The 14,681-nt window shown below is 73.0% G+C and carries 16 protein-coding genes; 10 read left to right on the forward strand and 6 right to left on the reverse strand.

What is annotated here, in order from left to right; genetic code table 11:
* Positions 1-6: 6 nt before the first annotated feature.
* Complete coding sequence (locus ACFZB9_RS26910) at positions 7-201, reverse strand: hypothetical protein (protein ID WP_391451284.1); 195 nt, start codon at positions 199-201, stop codon at positions 7-9.
* Between the two features lie 437 nt (positions 202-638).
* On the opposite strand from ACFZB9_RS26910, the gene ACFZB9_RS26915 reads away from it, so the two are divergent.
* The 4 genes from ACFZB9_RS26915 (at position 639) to ACFZB9_RS26930 (ending at position 2,847) form a co-directional block, all read left to right on the forward strand.
* Positions 639-1,070, forward strand: a complete 432-nt coding sequence (locus tag ACFZB9_RS26915; RefSeq protein ID WP_391451285.1) for an ankyrin repeat domain-containing protein — start codon at positions 639-641, stop codon at positions 1,068-1,070.
* 76 nt (positions 1,071-1,146) lie between these two features.
* On the forward strand, positions 1,147-1,626 hold the full coding sequence (locus tag ACFZB9_RS26920; RefSeq protein WP_391451287.1) for a GNAT family N-acetyltransferase: 480 nt from the start codon (positions 1,147-1,149) through the stop codon (positions 1,624-1,626).
* A 211-nt stretch (positions 1,627-1,837) separates the two neighbouring features.
* Positions 1,838-2,173 (forward strand): hypothetical protein, encoded by a 336-nt coding sequence (locus ACFZB9_RS26925; protein WP_391451288.1) that lies wholly within the window; start codon positions 1,838-1,840, stop codon positions 2,171-2,173.
* A gap of 11 nt (positions 2,174-2,184) precedes the next feature.
* A complete protein-coding gene (locus ACFZB9_RS26930) occupies positions 2,185-2,847 on the forward strand; it encodes an acyl-CoA thioesterase (RefSeq protein ID WP_391451290.1) in 663 nt (220 codons plus the stop codon).
* A gap of 52 nt (positions 2,848-2,899) precedes the next feature.
* Here the strand turns inward: ACFZB9_RS26930 and ACFZB9_RS26935 are convergent, their stop codons facing one another.
* From ACFZB9_RS26935 to ACFZB9_RS26945, 3 genes are all read right to left on the reverse strand, one after another.
* A complete protein-coding gene (locus tag ACFZB9_RS26935) occupies positions 2,900-3,307 on the reverse strand; it encodes a RidA family protein (RefSeq protein WP_391451292.1) in 408 nt (135 codons plus the stop codon).
* A gap of 111 nt (positions 3,308-3,418) precedes the next feature.
* On the reverse strand, positions 3,419-4,159 hold the full coding sequence (locus ACFZB9_RS26940; protein WP_391451294.1) for an IclR family transcriptional regulator: 741 nt from the start codon (positions 4,157-4,159) through the stop codon (positions 3,419-3,421).
* On the reverse strand, positions 4,156-5,190 hold the full coding sequence (locus ACFZB9_RS26945) for a sugar kinase (RefSeq protein WP_391451296.1): 1,035 nt from the start codon (positions 5,188-5,190) through the stop codon (positions 4,156-4,158). Before ACFZB9_RS26945 ends, ACFZB9_RS26940 begins: the two co-directional genes overlap by 4 nt.
* 118 nt (positions 5,191-5,308) lie before the next feature.
* On the opposite strand from ACFZB9_RS26945, the gene ACFZB9_RS26950 reads away from it, so the two are divergent.
* Genes ACFZB9_RS26950 through ACFZB9_RS26960 form a run of 3 tightly spaced genes read left to right on the forward strand, consistent with a single transcriptional unit; the run spans position 5,309 to position 8,828 of the window.
* Positions 5,309-6,595, forward strand: a complete 1,287-nt coding sequence (locus tag ACFZB9_RS26950; protein ID WP_391451298.1) for an amino acid deaminase — start codon at positions 5,309-5,311, stop codon at positions 6,593-6,595.
* Positions 6,595-8,199 (forward strand): amidohydrolase family protein, encoded by a 1,605-nt coding sequence (locus ACFZB9_RS26955; RefSeq protein ID WP_391451299.1) that lies wholly within the window; start codon positions 6,595-6,597, stop codon positions 8,197-8,199. Before ACFZB9_RS26950 ends, ACFZB9_RS26955 begins: the two co-directional genes overlap by 1 nt.
* Entirely contained in the window at positions 8,196-8,828 is a 633-nt protein-coding gene (locus ACFZB9_RS26960; protein WP_391451300.1) for a bifunctional 4-hydroxy-2-oxoglutarate aldolase/2-dehydro-3-deoxy-phosphogluconate aldolase, read from the forward strand. The genes ACFZB9_RS26955 and ACFZB9_RS26960 overlap by 4 nt, the downstream gene beginning before the upstream one ends.
* A gap of 31 nt (positions 8,829-8,859) precedes the next feature.
* Here the strand turns inward: ACFZB9_RS26960 and ACFZB9_RS26965 are convergent, their stop codons facing one another.
* Together ACFZB9_RS26965 and ACFZB9_RS26970 are read right to left on the reverse strand one after the other, a co-directional pair.
* Positions 8,860-9,738, reverse strand: a complete 879-nt coding sequence (locus ACFZB9_RS26965) for an SGNH/GDSL hydrolase family protein (RefSeq protein WP_391451301.1) — start codon at positions 9,736-9,738, stop codon at positions 8,860-8,862.
* 139 nt (positions 9,739-9,877) lie between these two features.
* The gene (locus ACFZB9_RS26970) at positions 9,878-10,774 is read right to left on the reverse strand and encodes a hypothetical protein (RefSeq protein ID WP_391451303.1); all 897 of its coding nucleotides are present in this window, start codon (positions 10,772-10,774) and stop codon (positions 9,878-9,880) included.
* 264 nt (positions 10,775-11,038) lie between these two features.
* On the opposite strand from ACFZB9_RS26970, the gene ACFZB9_RS26975 reads away from it, so the two are divergent.
* The 3 genes from ACFZB9_RS26975 (at position 11,039) to ACFZB9_RS26985 (ending at position 14,671) form a co-directional block, all read left to right on the forward strand.
* Entirely contained in the window at positions 11,039-11,497 is a 459-nt protein-coding gene (locus ACFZB9_RS26975) for a DUF6299 family protein (protein ID WP_391451305.1), read from the forward strand.
* 594 nt (positions 11,498-12,091) lie between these two features.
* Positions 12,092-13,735: an APC family permease gene (locus ACFZB9_RS26980; protein WP_391451307.1), complete on the forward strand. Its 1,644-nt coding sequence runs from the start codon at positions 12,092-12,094 to the stop codon at positions 13,733-13,735.
* An 87-nt stretch (positions 13,736-13,822) separates the two neighbouring features.
* Positions 13,823-14,671 carry an SAM-dependent methyltransferase gene (locus ACFZB9_RS26985; RefSeq protein WP_391451309.1) on the forward strand — a complete coding sequence of 283 codons (849 nt, stop codon included), beginning with the start codon at positions 13,823-13,825 and terminating at the stop codon, positions 14,669-14,671.
* Positions 14,672-14,681 lie beyond the last annotated feature (10 nt).

Below are 14,681 nucleotides of genomic sequence, written 5' to 3' on the forward strand. Positions count from 1 at the left end.
GATGGCTCAGAACTTGAGGCCGCTGACCAGGCTGGCCAGGCTCGCGCCGCCGGCCTGGATGCTCGGCGCGATCGCGCTGCCCGCGAGGTAGAAGCCGAAGAGGGAGCAGACCAAGGCGTGCGAGACCTTGAGCCCGTCCCGGCGGAAGAAGAGGAAGGCGATGGTGCCGAACAGGACGATGCCGGAGATGGAGAGGATCACGGGGGACTGCTCCTCGGTGAGGCGGGACAGGGGACCACTGTCGAGTGCATGGCAGTGCCGGGGTGCTCCGCGCTGCCATACAGGGGGACAGTGTCACGGAAAGTGCCACAATCGTGACAAAAAGTAATAGATGATGGAACGGGGCAAATGGGTGGTCTTCGAGCGAAGTCGCAGGCCGGGGGTGGGAACGCGGGTTCGGGTCGGCTTCCGGTGTGGGCCGGGCGGGCGGTTTTCCCGCCTTTGCGCGCTCGCGGGTGTGACCGGCGCGAACATCGCGCGGCGCGCCGAATTCGCTCGAACGGCGGGTGGCGCGGGGCCCATGCGGGTCGGCGTTCCCTGCTGTTCGGGCCAAGGCGGCTCTGGTCACGAAGATCGCGGGCGACTACCGTTCCGAGGGTTGGAGCGCTGGTTTCCGCCACCGATCGAAAGGGCCTTCGATGACCGACTCAGCTGAATCCCTGCCGCCCGTCGCTGCCACCGAGGAGTCCGAGGAGGCCGCGCTGATCGAGCTGGCGGGGCGGATCTTCGAGGCCGCCCGCGGCGGTGACGCCGAGGCGCTGGGCGCGTTTCTGACCGCCGGAGCCCCGGTGAACCTGGCCAACGATCGCGGTGACACGCTGCTGATGCTGGCCGCGTACCACGGCCACGCCGCCGCCGTGCGCCTGCTGGTCGACCGTGGCGCCGACCCGAACCAGGCCAACGACCGCGGCCAGACCCCGCTGGCCGGCACCGTCTTCAAGGGGGCCGACGAGGCGCTCGACGCGCTGCTCGCCGGCGGTGCCGATCCGCACGCCGGGCAGCCCTCGGCTTTCGAGACCGCGCAGATGTTCGGCAAGCAGGAGCTGGTGGAGCGGTTCGCCGGCCGCTGAGCGGCTGCGGGCGGCGATGTTTGGCGGCAGAAAAGGTCCAATCATCGGATAATCCTGTGGCCTTATGATTGCCGTCATGGAACTGCGCATCACCGGATATGACCACCCTGACGCCGAACTGCTGACCGCCGAGGTGCAGCAGGAGTACATCCGCCGTTACGGCGACATGGACATCACCGAGATGCGGCCCGAGCACTTCGCCGACCCGCACGGGATCTTCGTGGTGGGCTACCTGGACGGCGCGCCGGTCGCCTGCGGCGGCTGGCGCGTCAAGGACGGCAGCTACCCGTACCTGCGCGACGGCGACGTCGAGCTCAAGCGGATGTTCGTGGTCCCGACCGCCCGGGGCCGGGGCCTGGCCCGGACCGTGCTGCGCCACCTGGAGGCGGTGGCCGGCGCGGCCGGGCGCAGCCGCGTGGTGCTGGAGACCGGCACCGAGCAGCCGGAGGCGGTGGCGCTGTACGAGTCCGAGGGATACCGGCCGATCACCAAGTTCGGCGTCTACCGGGATGCGCCCGAGTGCATCTGCCTGGGCAAGGAGCTCGACCCCCGCTGAATTCCGCGCACGGTGCCGCCGATTGGCTGGTTACTTGACTGATGACGGTGAATTATCCGTACTCCGGTCGTGGGGAACTGCCATCAGGTGGCGGAAGATTCGCGAATTGGGTGGTTGGACTGGGTTAGCGTCGTCCTCGCTGCGTCCTTGGGCACCTCCGGAAACCCGGGGGTGCCCGTCCCTGTCCAACCCCTATTTCCCGGGAGACACCGTGCACGACAATTGCCAGCCGGAAAACAGTGCGGCCGCCGCCGACGGGGTCCAGCTCGCGGTGAACGCGCTCGCCGAATTCCCCGTCAAGGGTGGGGCCGGAAACATGGCCGGGCGCATCGCCGCGGCAGCGGACCTGTGCCGGGCGGTGGACAAGGCGCTGGACACCCTGGTGGTCCGGATCGCGGCCGAAGCCGCCGAGGAGGGCTGGACCGCGGGCCGGATGCGGGCCGCGAACGCCGGCTACCACGCCCGCCTGGAGCAGGCCCTGGCCGGGCCGCGGCGCAGCTCCTCCCCCTCGGTCGGGGCCGGTGCCCGTCCCCAGGCCAACGGGTGAGGGGACAGCAGATGACGACGCACCGCAACGCCCACGTCCTGCACTGCCCCACTCGCTGGAGCGATGTCGACCAGAACGGGCACATCAACAATGCCCGGCTGGTCGGCTACATCCAGGAGGGAATCTACGACCTCTTTCACCACCACGCGAAGGCCGTCCAGGATTCGCTCTTTTCCGCGGGTTTCCTGATCGCCCGGCACGAGATCGATTATCTGGAACAGCTGCACCACCGGCCGGAACCGCTGATGGTGCGGCTGATGGTCGAGCGGCTCGGCCGCAGTTCGGCACACGTTCGAGTGGACGTCTGCCGTGACCCGTTCACCTACATGACGGCCAGGACCGTGGTGGTGGCCAGGGACCGGGCCTCGGGGCGGTCGCGCAAGCTCAGCCAGTCCGAGCGGCGGTTTCTGTCCGACTATCTGACGGTCACCCCGTCGGTGCCGGCCGCCGGCAAGCCGCGGGTGCCGACCCCGTCGGTGCTGGCCGGCTCCAAGCCGCGGATGGCGGCGCCGTCCGTGCCGGCCGCCGCCAGGCCGGTGACGGCCCGCTCGGTGCTCACCTACCAGAGCACCTCCGCGGCCCGCCCCGGCACCGTGCCGCGCGGCCAGGGCCAGCAGGCGCGCAAGGTGCCGCTGCCGAGCCGGCTGCCGGCCCGAGTGCTCTGCCGGGCCTGACCCCGTGCCCGCCGCGGCCGGACCCCGACCGGGGTCCGGCCGCGGCGGCGGTTCAGTCCAGCACGGCCTGCGCGTCGATCTCCACCAGCATCACCTCGTGGGGCAGTTCGACGAAGACCGTGGTGCGGCAGGGCTTGACCCCGCCGGGCGGCAGGTTCTCCTCGATGAAGGCGGCGTAGGCCTCGTTCATCGGCGCGAAATGGGCGCGCTCGGTCAGGTAGACGCGGAACATCACCACATCCGCCACGCTCGCGCCGCCGGCGGTCAGGATCGCCTTGACGTTCTCCAGGGTGCGCCGGGTCTGCGCCCGGACGTCACCCTCGTGGAGGTAGGCGCCGGTGGCCGGGTCCTGCGGGCCTTGCCCGGAGACCTGCAGGATCGGGCCCTTGCGCACGCCCTGGGAGAACACCCAGGCCGGGGCCGGGGCGCCGTCGGTGCGGATCTCGGTCTTCTCGGTCATGCTGCTCATTTCGGTCGTTCGGATGGCGGTCGTTCGGACGGCGGTCGTGCGGGCGGCGGCCGGTGGGACGGTGGCGGGCCGGACGATTCGGACCGGCAGGCCGACGGCTGCTCAGGGGGAGCCGCAGGCCGCCGAAACGGCGCCGGTGGTGGCGAGCAGCTGAGGCAGCAGCTCCAGCACCCGCTCGTAGGGCAGCACCAGGTCCGGCACCGAGAGCGAGGCGGCCGCGACCACCCGCCCGGTGGCATCCCGGATCGGGGCGGCCACGCAGTTCATGAACGGCTCGTGCTCGGCCCGGTCCTGGGCCCAGCCCTGACCGGTCACCTGGGCCAGCTCGGCCAGCAGCGCCTTCGGCGTGGTCAGGGTGCGCTCGGTGAAGGGCGTGAACGTCAGGGCGGCCACCAGCTTCTGGCGCTCGGGCAGCGGCAGGTCGGCGAGCAGCACCTTGGCCACCGCCGCGCAGTGCATCGCCACCGGCAGCCCGATCCGGGAGTACATCCGTACCGGCTGGCGGGACTCGAACTTGTCGATGTAGACCACCTCGCCGCCTTCCAGCGCCGCCAGATGGACGGTCTGGCCGGTGGCCGCGCTCAGCTCGGCCAGGTACGGGGAGGCGGTGCGGCGCACCGAGCGCTGCTCCAGGGCCCGGCTGGAGAGGGCGAACAGGCCGGCGCCCAGGTGGTAGCGGAAGCCGCCGTCGCGGTAGACCAGCCGGGCCTCCTCCAGGCTCTGCAGCAGCCGCAGCGCGGTGGTCTTGTGCACCCCGAGCAGCCCGGCCAGCTGATCCAAGGAGCGTTCCCCCTCGGCCAGTTCGGTCAGCAGGGTGAGCGCGCGGGTGACCGTCTGGCTCATCTGCCACCGCCCACGGGGGTCTCGACGCCCGCCGGTTTGACCCGGGTGGCCGCCCACTGGGCCTCGGTGGCGTCCAGCAGCGCCGCCACCAGCTCCGGCGGCGGCAGGGTGCCCTGGTCGCCGGGGGAGGTGAGGGCGGCCGCGGCCGCCAGATGGCCCAACCGCAGCCGGCGGCGCTGGTCGAATCCGCGCAGGGTGCCGGCCAGGTAGCCGGCGGCGAACGCGTCGCCGGCGCCGGTGGGCTCCACCACCTCGACCCGCAGCGCCGGTTCGCTCACCCGCTGCCCGTCCCGGCCGATCGCGGTGACCAGCCGGCCGGCGTCCTTGATCAGCACGGTGGCGGGGGAGGGCAGCAGGGCGCGCAGTTCGTCCGGATCGCCGGTGCCGAGCGCGGCGGCGGCCTCGTCGGCGCCGAGCAGGACCAGGTCGGCGGCGTTCAGCAGCGCGGGCAGCACGGCCGGGTCGCGGTGCCGCCAGAGCGCGGGGCGCCAGTTGAGGTCGAAGCTGACCAGGCGCCCGCCCCGGGGCGCCGCCAGCAGGGCGCGGACCAGTGCCAGGCAGCTGTCCGAGAGCGCGGCGGTGATGCCCGACAGGTGCAGCAGCCGGGCGCCGGTCAGCAGCGCGGCGACGGCGGGCTCGGCGAGCAGCTCCGGGCCGAGCGCGGCGGCGGCCGAACCGGTGCGGTAGTAGTGCAGCCGGCTCTGTCCGGGGCCCAGGTCGTGCGGGTGCGGCCCGGTGCTGCCGACCTCCTTGACGTACAGGCCGGTGGGGCGGTGCGGGTCGAGGACCACCGCCGAGGTGTCCACCCCGTGGGCCGCCAGTTCGGCGAGCAGGCGCCGGCCGAAGCCGTCGGCGCCGACCCGGCTGAGCCAGGCGGTGGGCACGCCCAGCCCGGCCAGCGCGCAGGCGACGTTCGACTCCGCACCGCCGACCCGGCTGTGGAAGCTCTCCACGGCCTCCAGCGGCCCGGGTCGGTCGGGGAGCAGCACGGCCATCGATTCGCCGAGGCAGACCGCCTCCACTGCTGTCACCAGGCACTCCCCTTCGTTGACCGGTGTCGCCCCGCATGTTAGAACGGCATAGCAGCATATGCAAAGGATGTTGCAACATATGCAACGACCCACGTCAAGGGTGGTATCAGACGCAGTGATGGAGCAGCGGACAACAGGGATCGACCGGGCCGCGGTGGCCGCACTCGCCGAGGAGCGGCTGGACTGGCGGTTCAAAGCCGTCCCGGCCGAGGCCTGGGGACTGACGGTGCGCGAATACCTCGCCACCGGCCCGACCCTGGACCAACTCGCCACCCCGCTGGTCACCCTGGACGCCGGCGCGCTCGACCACAACCTGCACACCATGGCCGACTGGTGCGCCCGGGCCGGCGTGCAGCTCGCCCCGCACGGCAAGACCACCATGGCCCCGGCGCTCTGGCAGGCCCAGCTGGACGCCGGTGCCTTCGGCATCACGCTGGCCAACCTGCCGCAGCTGCGGGTGGCCAGGGCATTTCGGGTGAGCCGGGTGCTGATCGCCAACGCGCTGCTCGATCCGGGTGGACTGGCCTGGCTGGCAGGAGAGTTGGCCGCCGACCCGGACTTCCGGGTCAGCACCTGGGTGGACTCGGTCGCCGCCGTCCAGCAGATGGACCAGGCACTGCGCGCCGCCGGGGCCGAGCGCCCGCTGGACGTCCTGCTCGAACTCGGCGGCCCCGGCGGGCGCACCGGTGCCCGCGACCAGGCCACCGCGCTCGCCGTGGCGCGGGCCGTCGACCAGGCGCCCACCCTGCGGCTGACCGGCGTCGGCGGCTACGAGGCCGCACTCGCGCACGACAGCACGCCCGCCGGCCTGGCCGCCGTGGAGGCGTACCTGGCCGCCCTGGTCGAGCTGCACGACGCGCTGCGCGCCGCGGACCTCTTCGCCGCGGCGGACCAGGTGCTGGTCAGCGCGGGCGGCAGCGCCTACTTCGACCAGGTCGCCCGGGTGCTGGCCCCGCTCGCCGCCGCCCACCGCGACACCACGGTGGTGCTGCGCTCGGGCTCCTACCTGGCGCACGACGACGGCTTCTACCGGGCGATCTCGCCGCTGGCCCGTGGGGCCGGCGGCCGGCCGCTGCGCCCCGCGCTGCACGGCTGGGCCCGAGTGGTCTCGCAGCCCGAGCCGGCCCTTGCGCTGCTGGACGGCGGCAAGCGCGACTTCCCCGCCGACCTGGGCCTGCCCGAGCCGCAACTGGCCCGCCCCGGCCGTCCGTTGACCGGCACCGTGACCGCCCTCAACGACCAGCACGCGTTCCTGCGCGACAGCGACGCCGAGATCGGCGAGGTGGTCAGGCTCGGCCTCTCCCACCCCTGTACGGCCTTCGACAAGTGGACCCTGATCCCGGTGCTGGACGACGCGGCGGCCGAAAACCCCCGGGTGGTCGATCTGGTGCGGACCTTCTTCTGATGTCCGGCCTGCTCTTCCGCGGTGCCACCGTGGTCGACGGCACCGGCGCGGACCGCTATCAGGCCGATGTGCTGGTGCGCGACGGCCTGATAGCCGAGATCGCCGCAGTCGGCAGTGGGCTGACACAACGTCAGAACATCGACGCACACGGGCTGGTGCTCGCACCGGGCTTCATCGACATGCACAGCCACTCGGACCTGCGCCTGCTGGTCGAACGCGACCACCTGTCCCGGGTCACCCAGGGCGTCACCTGCGAGGTACTCGGCCAGGACGGTCTGTCCTACGCCCCGGTGGACGACCGCACACTGCCCGAGCTGCGCCGCCAACTGGCGGGCTGGAACGGCGATCCGGCCGGCTTCGCGTGGGACTGGCGGACCGTCGGGCAGTACCTGGACCGGCTGGACGCGGGCATCGCCGTCAACGCCTGCTACCTGGTCCCGCACGGCACGCTGCGCACCCTGGTGCTGGGCTGGGAACGCCGTCCGCCGAGCCCGGCCGAACTCGACGCCATGCGCGAACTGCTCGCCCAGGGCCTGCGCGAGGGCGCGGTGGGCCTGTCCAGCGGCCTGAGCTACACCCCGGGCATGTACGCCGACACCGACGAACTCGCCGCGCTCTGCGCGGTGGTGGCCGCCCACGGCGGCTACCACTCGCCGCACCAGCGCTCCTACGGAGCCGGCGCGCTGGCCGGGTATGCGGAGATGGTGGAGATCTCCCGCCGCACCGGCTGCCCGCTCCACCTCGCCCACGCCACCATGAACTTCGCCGTCAACCGGGGCCGGGCCGGCGAGCTGCTGGCCCTGCTCGACCGGGCCCTCGCGGACGGCCTGGACCTCACCCTGGACAGCTATCCCTACCTGCCGGGCTCCACCACCCTGGCTGCCATGCTGCCCAGTTGGGCCGCCGAGGGCGGCCCGGACGCCACCTTGGCCCGGCTCGCCGACCCCGCCGCGCGCGAGCGGATCCGGCTGGCGCTGGAGGAGCAGGGCAGCGATGGCTGCCACGGCGTGGTCGCCGACTGGTCCGCGGTGCAGATCTCCGGCGTGCGCACCCCGCACCTGGCCGACGCGGTCGGACGCACGGTGGCCGAGTTGGCCGCCGCGCGCGGCAGCACCGGCACCGAGGCCTTCTTCGAGCTGCTGCGCGCCGACGAGCTGGGCACCACCGTCCTGCAGCACGTCGGACACGAGGAGAACGTGCGGGCGATCATGCGCCACCCGGCGCACACCGCCGGCAGCGACGGTCTGCTGGTCGGCGCCCGCCCGCACCCTCGGGCCTGGGGCACCTTCGCCCGCTACCTCGGCCACTACGGGCGGGAGTTGGGCGTGCTGACGCTGGAGCAGGCGGTGGCCCGGATGACCGGGCGCCCGGCCCGGCGACTGCGCCTGCTGCGCCGCGGCACCATAGCGGTCGGCCACCATGCCGACCTCGTGCTCTTCGACCCCGCCACGGTCGCCGACACCGCCACCTTCGAGCAGCCGCGCCGCGCCGCCGCCGGCATCCAGCACGTCTACGTCAACGGCACCGCCGTGCTGCGCGACGCCCGCCCCACCGGCGCGCTGCCAGGCCGCGCGCTGCGCCGCACCGATCGAGGGACCCGATGACCTTCCGCAAGCAGCTCGCCGCCGCCCAAGTGATCGCGGTGGTCCGCGCCGCCGTGATACCCGACGCCGCCGCGCTCTGCGCCGCGCTCGCCGAGGGCGGCATCCACTGGGTCGAACTCACCTGCACCACACCACGGGTGACGGAGCAGCTGGCCCGGGCGGCGGCCGCCGGCACCGGCTGCCGGCTGGGCCTTGGCACGGTGCTGACGGCCGAGCAGGCCCGGGCGGGGATCGAGGCCGGCGCCGAGTTCCTGGTCACACCCGGCTGCCGCCCGCCGGTGGCCGAGGTGGCGCGCGCGGCCGGCGTCCCCGTGGTGCTGGGCGCACTGACCCCCACCGAGGTCGCGCACGCCGTGGAGCTGGGCGCCGACGCCGTCAAGATCTTCCCGGCCCGGGCATTCGGCCCGGGCTACTTCAGGGACCTGCGCGGCCCCTACCCCGAGGTCCCACTGGTCGCCTCCGGCGGAGTGGACGCCGCGAGTGCGCCCGACTACCTGGCGCAGGGCGCGCTCGCGGTCTGCGCGGGCGGCGAGGTGGTGCCCGCGGCGGCGGTCGAGGCCGGCGACTGGGCCGAACTCACCCGCCGGGCCCGGGCGTTCACCACCGCCATCGGTGCCGGCCCGGCCTGACGGCGGGCCGGCACCCCTGGGGCCGCTCCGGTCAGAGTCTGGTCAGGAACGCGCCCGCGATCACCTGGTAGCCCGTGTCGTTGGCGTGGATGTCCTCGCGTGCCATGTTGGTCCAGCCCATGATCCTGGCCACGTTCAGCGGGACCTGCTGTCCGTCCAGCGGTACCAGCGGCAGGAAGGAGTTGGTGCCGAACGCCTTGGCCACGTCGGCGGTCGGCACCCCGTGCAGCGCGTCCACCAGGTCCAGTGTGCCGTTCAGTGCGTCGGCCACCGGCACCGACAACGAGGCCAGTACCTTGCCCTGGGTGCCGGTCAACCAGGCCGCCAGGAACGGGTCGTAGAGGTTCATCCCGATGATCCGGGTGTGCGGCCCGGCGGCGGCCCTAAGGCGGGTCAGGATCGTGCCCAGGTCCCGGCCCGCGGTGACGACGCCCTGGGCGGCGCAGGCCGCGTCCAGGCTCTCGGCGGTGGCGCAGCCGTCCACGTCGTTGGCGCCGATGTCCAGCGTGACCGTCACGTCGTCGTGCCGGTGCTCCGCCAGGAACGCGGTGGCCGTGGCCAGTTGGGGATCGGTGTACGGGTGCGGGTAGTCGCAGCCGCCGTTGATCATCGAGCCGCTGGTCTCGCCCGGGCAGCCCAGGTCGGTGAAGGAGAACGGGTGGCCGTCCCGGGCGGCCCGCCGGCCCAGGGTGGCCGCTATGTCCTGGGCGTAGCCGTGGCCCACCTCCGAGCCGCCGCCCGGCAGGCTCTGGTACCCGGCCGCCAGCGAGTCGCCCAGGGCCAGGTAGTAGCGGGTGCCCGGGCCGGTGGCGGCGGAGGCGGGCGAGGCGGTGAGACCGAGCGCGGTGGCGCCGAGCAGTGCGGTGCAGGCGGCCGCGCACAGGCGGCGGCCACGGAGAAGCGATCGCATGAACCCTCCCGGGCGGCCCGGCGCGGCCCCGATGGCGGCGCGCGGGCCGAACCCGGCGAGGCTACTGCGAGGTATCGGCAGCGGTAAGGGGTCGGAACCGCCGGATTTCAGGTGGCCTCGGGGCCGGCTGCGACGACCGTCAGGGCAGTGCGACCAGGTGCAGGGCGAGCAGGTCGGCCAGCGGCTCGGCGATGCTGCAGGTGCCGAAGGCGGTGAAGGCGCCGCGCGCCGCGCGCGCCTGCCCCTCGTCGAGGTCGGCCAGCTTCGCCGCCAGCACCGCGCCGTCCCGCTCGCCCAGCAGCCCGGCCAACTCCGGGTGCTCGGCGCCGCTCAGGGCCGCGTGGGTGGCCAACAGCACGTTCAGGAAGCCGTGGTGCGCGAACCCGGTGGCCTCGTCGTCGTGGCGCACCGCGTGGTGCAGGCCCGCCGTGCACTTGAAGGCCAGCTTCCGGTAGACCGCCGCGTAGAGGAAGGAGGCCAGCTCCAGCTCGCCGGGGAAGGCCGCCGAGGTGACGCCGCCGGTGCGGAACTTGGCCCGGTAGGCGGATCCCTCCAGCTCGTCCAGGCCGAGCAGCAGCTCGGGCCCGCGGGGCAGTTCGATCGCGGCGTCCACGCCCGGCGCGTACTCGGGCAGCAGCCGGTCCAGCTCGGCGCGCACGGCCCGCACGCCCTCGGCGACCGGCTTGTCCCGGTCCGCCAGCACCTCCAGCCCGGCCAGCCGCAGCCGGGGGTCGGCCGTCACCGCGCGCAGCGCGTCCGCCAGGCCCGCGCTGCCCTCCGGCACGATCAGGCCCACCGGCAGCTGTCCCTCCAGCGGCGCCTCGCCGGCGGCGAGCTGCTCGGACAGTGCGCCGATCCGCCCGGCCGCGCAGAGGAAGGGGCCGACCAGCTCCGCGTACCAGGCCGAGCGGTGGGCCAGATGGGCGGGGACGGCCTGCGGCAGCGCCAGGTCACCGGGCGGGAAGATCGCCGCGTCATCGCAGAGCCCGGCGAAGAGCGGCGGGATCACGCTCGGGGGCGTCTGAGGGGTCGTCATCGCTGCTCGTCCTTCTGGTCGCGGCGGGGCACGCCGATGTGCCCCCTGGACCCGAGCCTGCCGCAGCCGGGCGGGCCGGGGCAAGAGGGCCCGCGCTCGCCCGCGCTCAGGGGCCCTGCCGCGGCGGCTCCCGCGGCCGGTCCGCCCACCGGCCCAGGACACGCGCCGAACGGGTGAGAATGCGCGGCCCCGCTTCGGGGAGGCGGTACCTCTAGCCCCGAACGCGCTGTCACCGGATGCGCGAAATCGTCACTGGAGGTAGTCGTGCGAGTCCGTTCCACTTCCGTCAGAGCTGTCCCGCGGGCGGCCGGCCTGCTCGGTGCGGCCCTGCTCGCCCTGCTGGGCGCGGCCGCCCCCGCCGGTGCGGCCGCGGGTGACACGCTGACCGTGGACCCCGTGGGCACGGTCGCCCCGGACGGCACGGTCACCCTCTCGGGGACCTACCAGTGCTCGGCCAGCGGGTCGGTCTTCGTCACCAGCAACCTGCGGATCGGGCAGCAGGAGAGCAACGTCGGCGACGGGGTGCGGGCCCTGTGCGACGGCCGCGAGCACGCCTGGGCCAGCCAGGGCAAGCCCGCCCAGCTGCACGCCGCACCCGGCGCCGCCCGGGTGGAGGCGACGCTGACGCACCTGACCCAGGGCCCGGCCTGGTGGCTGCCGGTGCTGCCGGAGTTCCTCGCCCGGCAGGGGCAGGACATCTCCCTGGTGGCCAGCGGGGCCTGAGCGCGACCGGCGGGGCCTGAGCGCGACCGGCGGGGCCTGAGCGCGACCGGCGGGGCCTGAGCGCGACCGGCGGGGCGGGCGCCCGGAGCGGGCGCCCGAAGCCGCAGGTGGGTGGGGGCCGCAGGACCAGACGTGCCCGAAGCACCGGTCGGGCAGGGGCGTCCGCGCCCGTCCTGACTCCTGGCCGATAGCGACCAGGGCCCGCGGGGCCGGTTCGGCAATTCCTCGGACACGGAAAGCAACGGCCGCCGAAACCTCCACAGACCGTTGCGCAATACACCGGAAATGAAGGTGTCGATCGGGCGGGCCGACGATAATGCAGGAGCGTGGCAGAAAGCTCAAATGAAGCTCAAATGTTGGTACGGACTCTCCCAGGTGTAAGCGGTCAACTGCCCCTACGGCGCTGACCTGCAGCGATCCTCATGCCCCGGCGGGGGCGGCCGGAAGCCGAATATCGGCGCTAATCCGGCGCTAAGAGGGGAGCGCGAGGTCGAGTGAACGTAACTATTCGGCTCAGGGGTCTTTGCAGATCCTTAATGGCCAGCTAGCGTTCACCGCACTCTCGCCCGCCATCTTTGAAGAGGGTCCCTACGCATGGCTGTTGTAGACAGAATTAAGACGTCCGGCACCGGTACCGATGCCAAGCTCCGACGCGAGGTGGGCCTGGTAGGCCTGCTCTGGGCCTCCGTCGGCTCGATCATCGGCTCCGGCTGGCTCTTCGGGGCCAAGAACGCCGTCATGGTCGCCGGACCAGCGGCGGTCATCTCGTGGGGGATCGGGGCCGTCGCGATCGTGCTGCTCGCGCTGGTCCACGCGGAGCTGGGCGGCCTCTTCCCGGTCGCGGGCGGTACCGCCCGGTACCCGCACTACACCTTCGGCGGCCTGGCCGGCATGTCCTTCGGCTGGTTCTCCTGGCTGCAGGCGGCCACCGTGGCACCGATCGAGGTCGAGGCCATGATCGGCTACGCCAAGGAGTGGTCCTGGGCCGACGGCTTCCAGCACGCGAACGGCACCCTGACGACCTCCGGGATCGCCGTGTCGATCCTGCTGATGGGGATCTTCGTGGCCGTGAACTTCCTCGGCGTGCGCCTGCTCTCGCACACCAACAGCGCCGCCACCTGGTGGAAGGTCTTCATCCCGCTGGCGACGATCTTCATCCTCGCCCTGACCCACTTCCACCCGAGCAACTTCACCTCGCACGGCTTCATGCCGATGGGCGTCAAGGGCGTCCTGGGCGCGATCAGCACCAGCGGCATCATCTTCGCGCTGCTCGGCTTCGAGCAGGCGATCCAGCTCTCCGGTGAGAGCAAGAACCCCAAGCGGGACATCCCGCGCGCGGTCATCGGCTCCGTGGTGATCGGCACCCTGATCTACACCCTGCTGCAGGTCGTCTACATCGGTGCGCTGCCCGGCGCCAGCTTCGTGCACGGCTGGGCGAACCTCGCCTACAAGGGCATCGACGGCCCGTTCGCCGGTCTGGCCACCGTGATCGGCCTGGGCTGGCTGGCCTTCGTGCTGCGGCTGGACGCGGTGATCTCCCCGGCCGGCACCGGCCTGATCTACACCACCTCCACCTCGCGCATCTCCTACGGCCTGAGCAAGAACGGCTACGCCCCGCGCCTGTTCGAGAAGACCGACAAGCGCGGCGTGCCGTGGTTCGGCCTGATCATGTCCTTCGTCACCGGCATCGTCTGCTTCCTGCCCTTCCCGAGCTGGCAGCAGCTGGTCAGCTTCATCACCTCGGCCAGCGTGCTGATGTACGCCGGCGCCCCGCTGGCGCTGGGCGTGCTGCGTGACCGGATGCCCGAGCGCGAGCGTCCGTACCGGCTGCCGGCCGGCCAGGTGATCGCCCCGCTCTCCTTCGTGATCGCCAGCCTGATCATCTACTGGTCCGGCTGGGACACCCTGTGGCGTCTGGGCGTCGCGATCATCCTCGGCTACGTGCTGCTCGGCTCCTACGCGGCCTACGCGATCCGCAAGGGCCTGCCGAACGCGCCGAAGCTGAACTGGAAGGCGGCCCAGTGGCTGCCGGTCTACCTGATCGGCCTGGGCATCATCTCCTACCTGGGCGGCTTCGGGCCCAGCGCCCGCGGCGTGCTCCCGCTGTGGTGGGACATGGCGGTCATCGGCGTCTTCTCGCTGGGGATCTACTACTGGGCCCGCGCCGTGGCGCTCCCGGTCGAGGAGATCCAGCGCAACATCGACGACGTCGAGGTCGTCGACGAGGGCGGTCACTGACGATCCGTCGGATCCCGACCCCGAGGGCCCGCCCCCGCGAATTTCGCGGGGGCGGGCCCTCGGGCCTTTCGTCATACCATGCCGGGTATGACAAGTGACCGGATACCCGAGGGCGTTGGCCGCACCGCGATCGGCGTGGCCCGGGCCCGCGCGCGGGAGAGCGCCAGGCCCGACCGCCTCTTCGAAGACCCCTACGCCGCCGCCTTCGTGGCCGCCGCCCCGGACGGGCCGCCGACGGTGCCCCGCACCGAGGTCTCTCCGGCGAGGGTCGCGCTCGCCCGCCACCTGGTGATCCGCACCCGCTTCTTCGACGACTACCTGACGGCCGCCACCCGGGCCGGCTGCACGCAGGTGGTGGTACCGGCCGCCGGCCTGGACACCCGGGCGTTCCGGCTCGACTGGCCCGCCGGCACCCGGGTCTTCGAACTCGACACGCCCGCCGTGCTCGGCTTCAAGGAGCGGGTGCTGGCCGAACAGGGCGCCCAGGCACCGGTACCGCGCACCACGCTCGCCGTCGACCTGCGCGAGGACTGGGCCGGGTCGCTGGTCGAGGCCGGCTTCGACCCGGCGGCGCGCACCGTGTGGCTGGTCGAGGGCCTGCTGGTGTACCTCGGCCCGGACGAGGCCGCGGCGGTGCTCGGCACCATCGACTCGCTCAGCGCCCCGGGCAGCCGCCTCGCCCTCACCCACGGCTTCAACAGCAAGGAGCAGCGCCGGGCCGGTACTTCGCAGGTGGTGGAGGGTATTGAGTGGGGCCCCGACCTGGCCCCGGTGGTCGCGCTGTGGCGCGGCGGCCTGGACGAGGACCCGGTGGGCTGGCTGAACCGGCGCGGCTGGCGCGCCGAGTGGCACGACCGGGCTGAGCTGGCCGTCGGCTACGGCCGCCCCGCCGACTACGTGACCTCGCAGCGCATCCTGGTCACGGCCGAGCGCTGAGCTCTCCCGC

The organism is Kitasatospora sp. NPDC008050 (genome assembly GCF_042957465.1).
Lineage (GTDB): Bacteria > Actinomycetota > Actinomycetes > Streptomycetales > Streptomycetaceae > Kitasatospora.

Bases quoted from the DNA above. Each gene is read 5' to 3' on its own strand.
- ACFZB9_RS26915 (WP_391451285.1), top strand. From the start codon at position 639: ATGACCGACTCAGCTGAATCCCTGCCGCCCGTCGCTGCCACCGAGGAG.
- ACFZB9_RS26920 (WP_391451287.1), top strand. From the start codon at position 1,147: ATGGAACTGCGCATCACCGGATATGACCACCCTGACGCCGAACTGCTG.
- ACFZB9_RS26930 (WP_391451290.1), top strand. From the start codon at position 2,185: ATGACGACGCACCGCAACGCCCACGTCCTGCACTGCCCCACTCGCTGG.
- ACFZB9_RS26935 (WP_391451292.1), bottom strand. From the start codon at position 3,307: ATGACCGAGAAGACCGAGATCCGCACCGACGGCGCCCCGGCCCCGGCC.
- ACFZB9_RS26940 (WP_391451294.1), bottom strand. From the start codon at position 4,159: ATGAGCCAGACGGTCACCCGCGCGCTCACCCTGCTGACCGAACTGGCC.
- ACFZB9_RS26950 (WP_391451298.1), top strand. From the start codon at position 5,309: ATGGAGCAGCGGACAACAGGGATCGACCGGGCCGCGGTGGCCGCACTC.
- ACFZB9_RS26955 (WP_391451299.1), top strand. From the start codon at position 6,595: ATGTCCGGCCTGCTCTTCCGCGGTGCCACCGTGGTCGACGGCACCGGC.
- ACFZB9_RS26960 (WP_391451300.1), top strand. From the start codon at position 8,196: ATGACCTTCCGCAAGCAGCTCGCCGCCGCCCAAGTGATCGCGGTGGTC.
- ACFZB9_RS26965 (WP_391451301.1), bottom strand. From the start codon at position 9,738: ATGCGATCGCTTCTCCGTGGCCGCCGCCTGTGCGCGGCCGCCTGCACC.
- ACFZB9_RS26970 (WP_391451303.1), bottom strand. From the start codon at position 10,774: ATGACGACCCCTCAGACGCCCCCGAGCGTGATCCCGCCGCTCTTCGCC.
- ACFZB9_RS26980 (WP_391451307.1), top strand. From the start codon at position 12,092: ATGGCTGTTGTAGACAGAATTAAGACGTCCGGCACCGGTACCGATGCC.
- ACFZB9_RS26985 (WP_391451309.1), top strand. From the start codon at position 13,823: ATGACAAGTGACCGGATACCCGAGGGCGTTGGCCGCACCGCGATCGGC.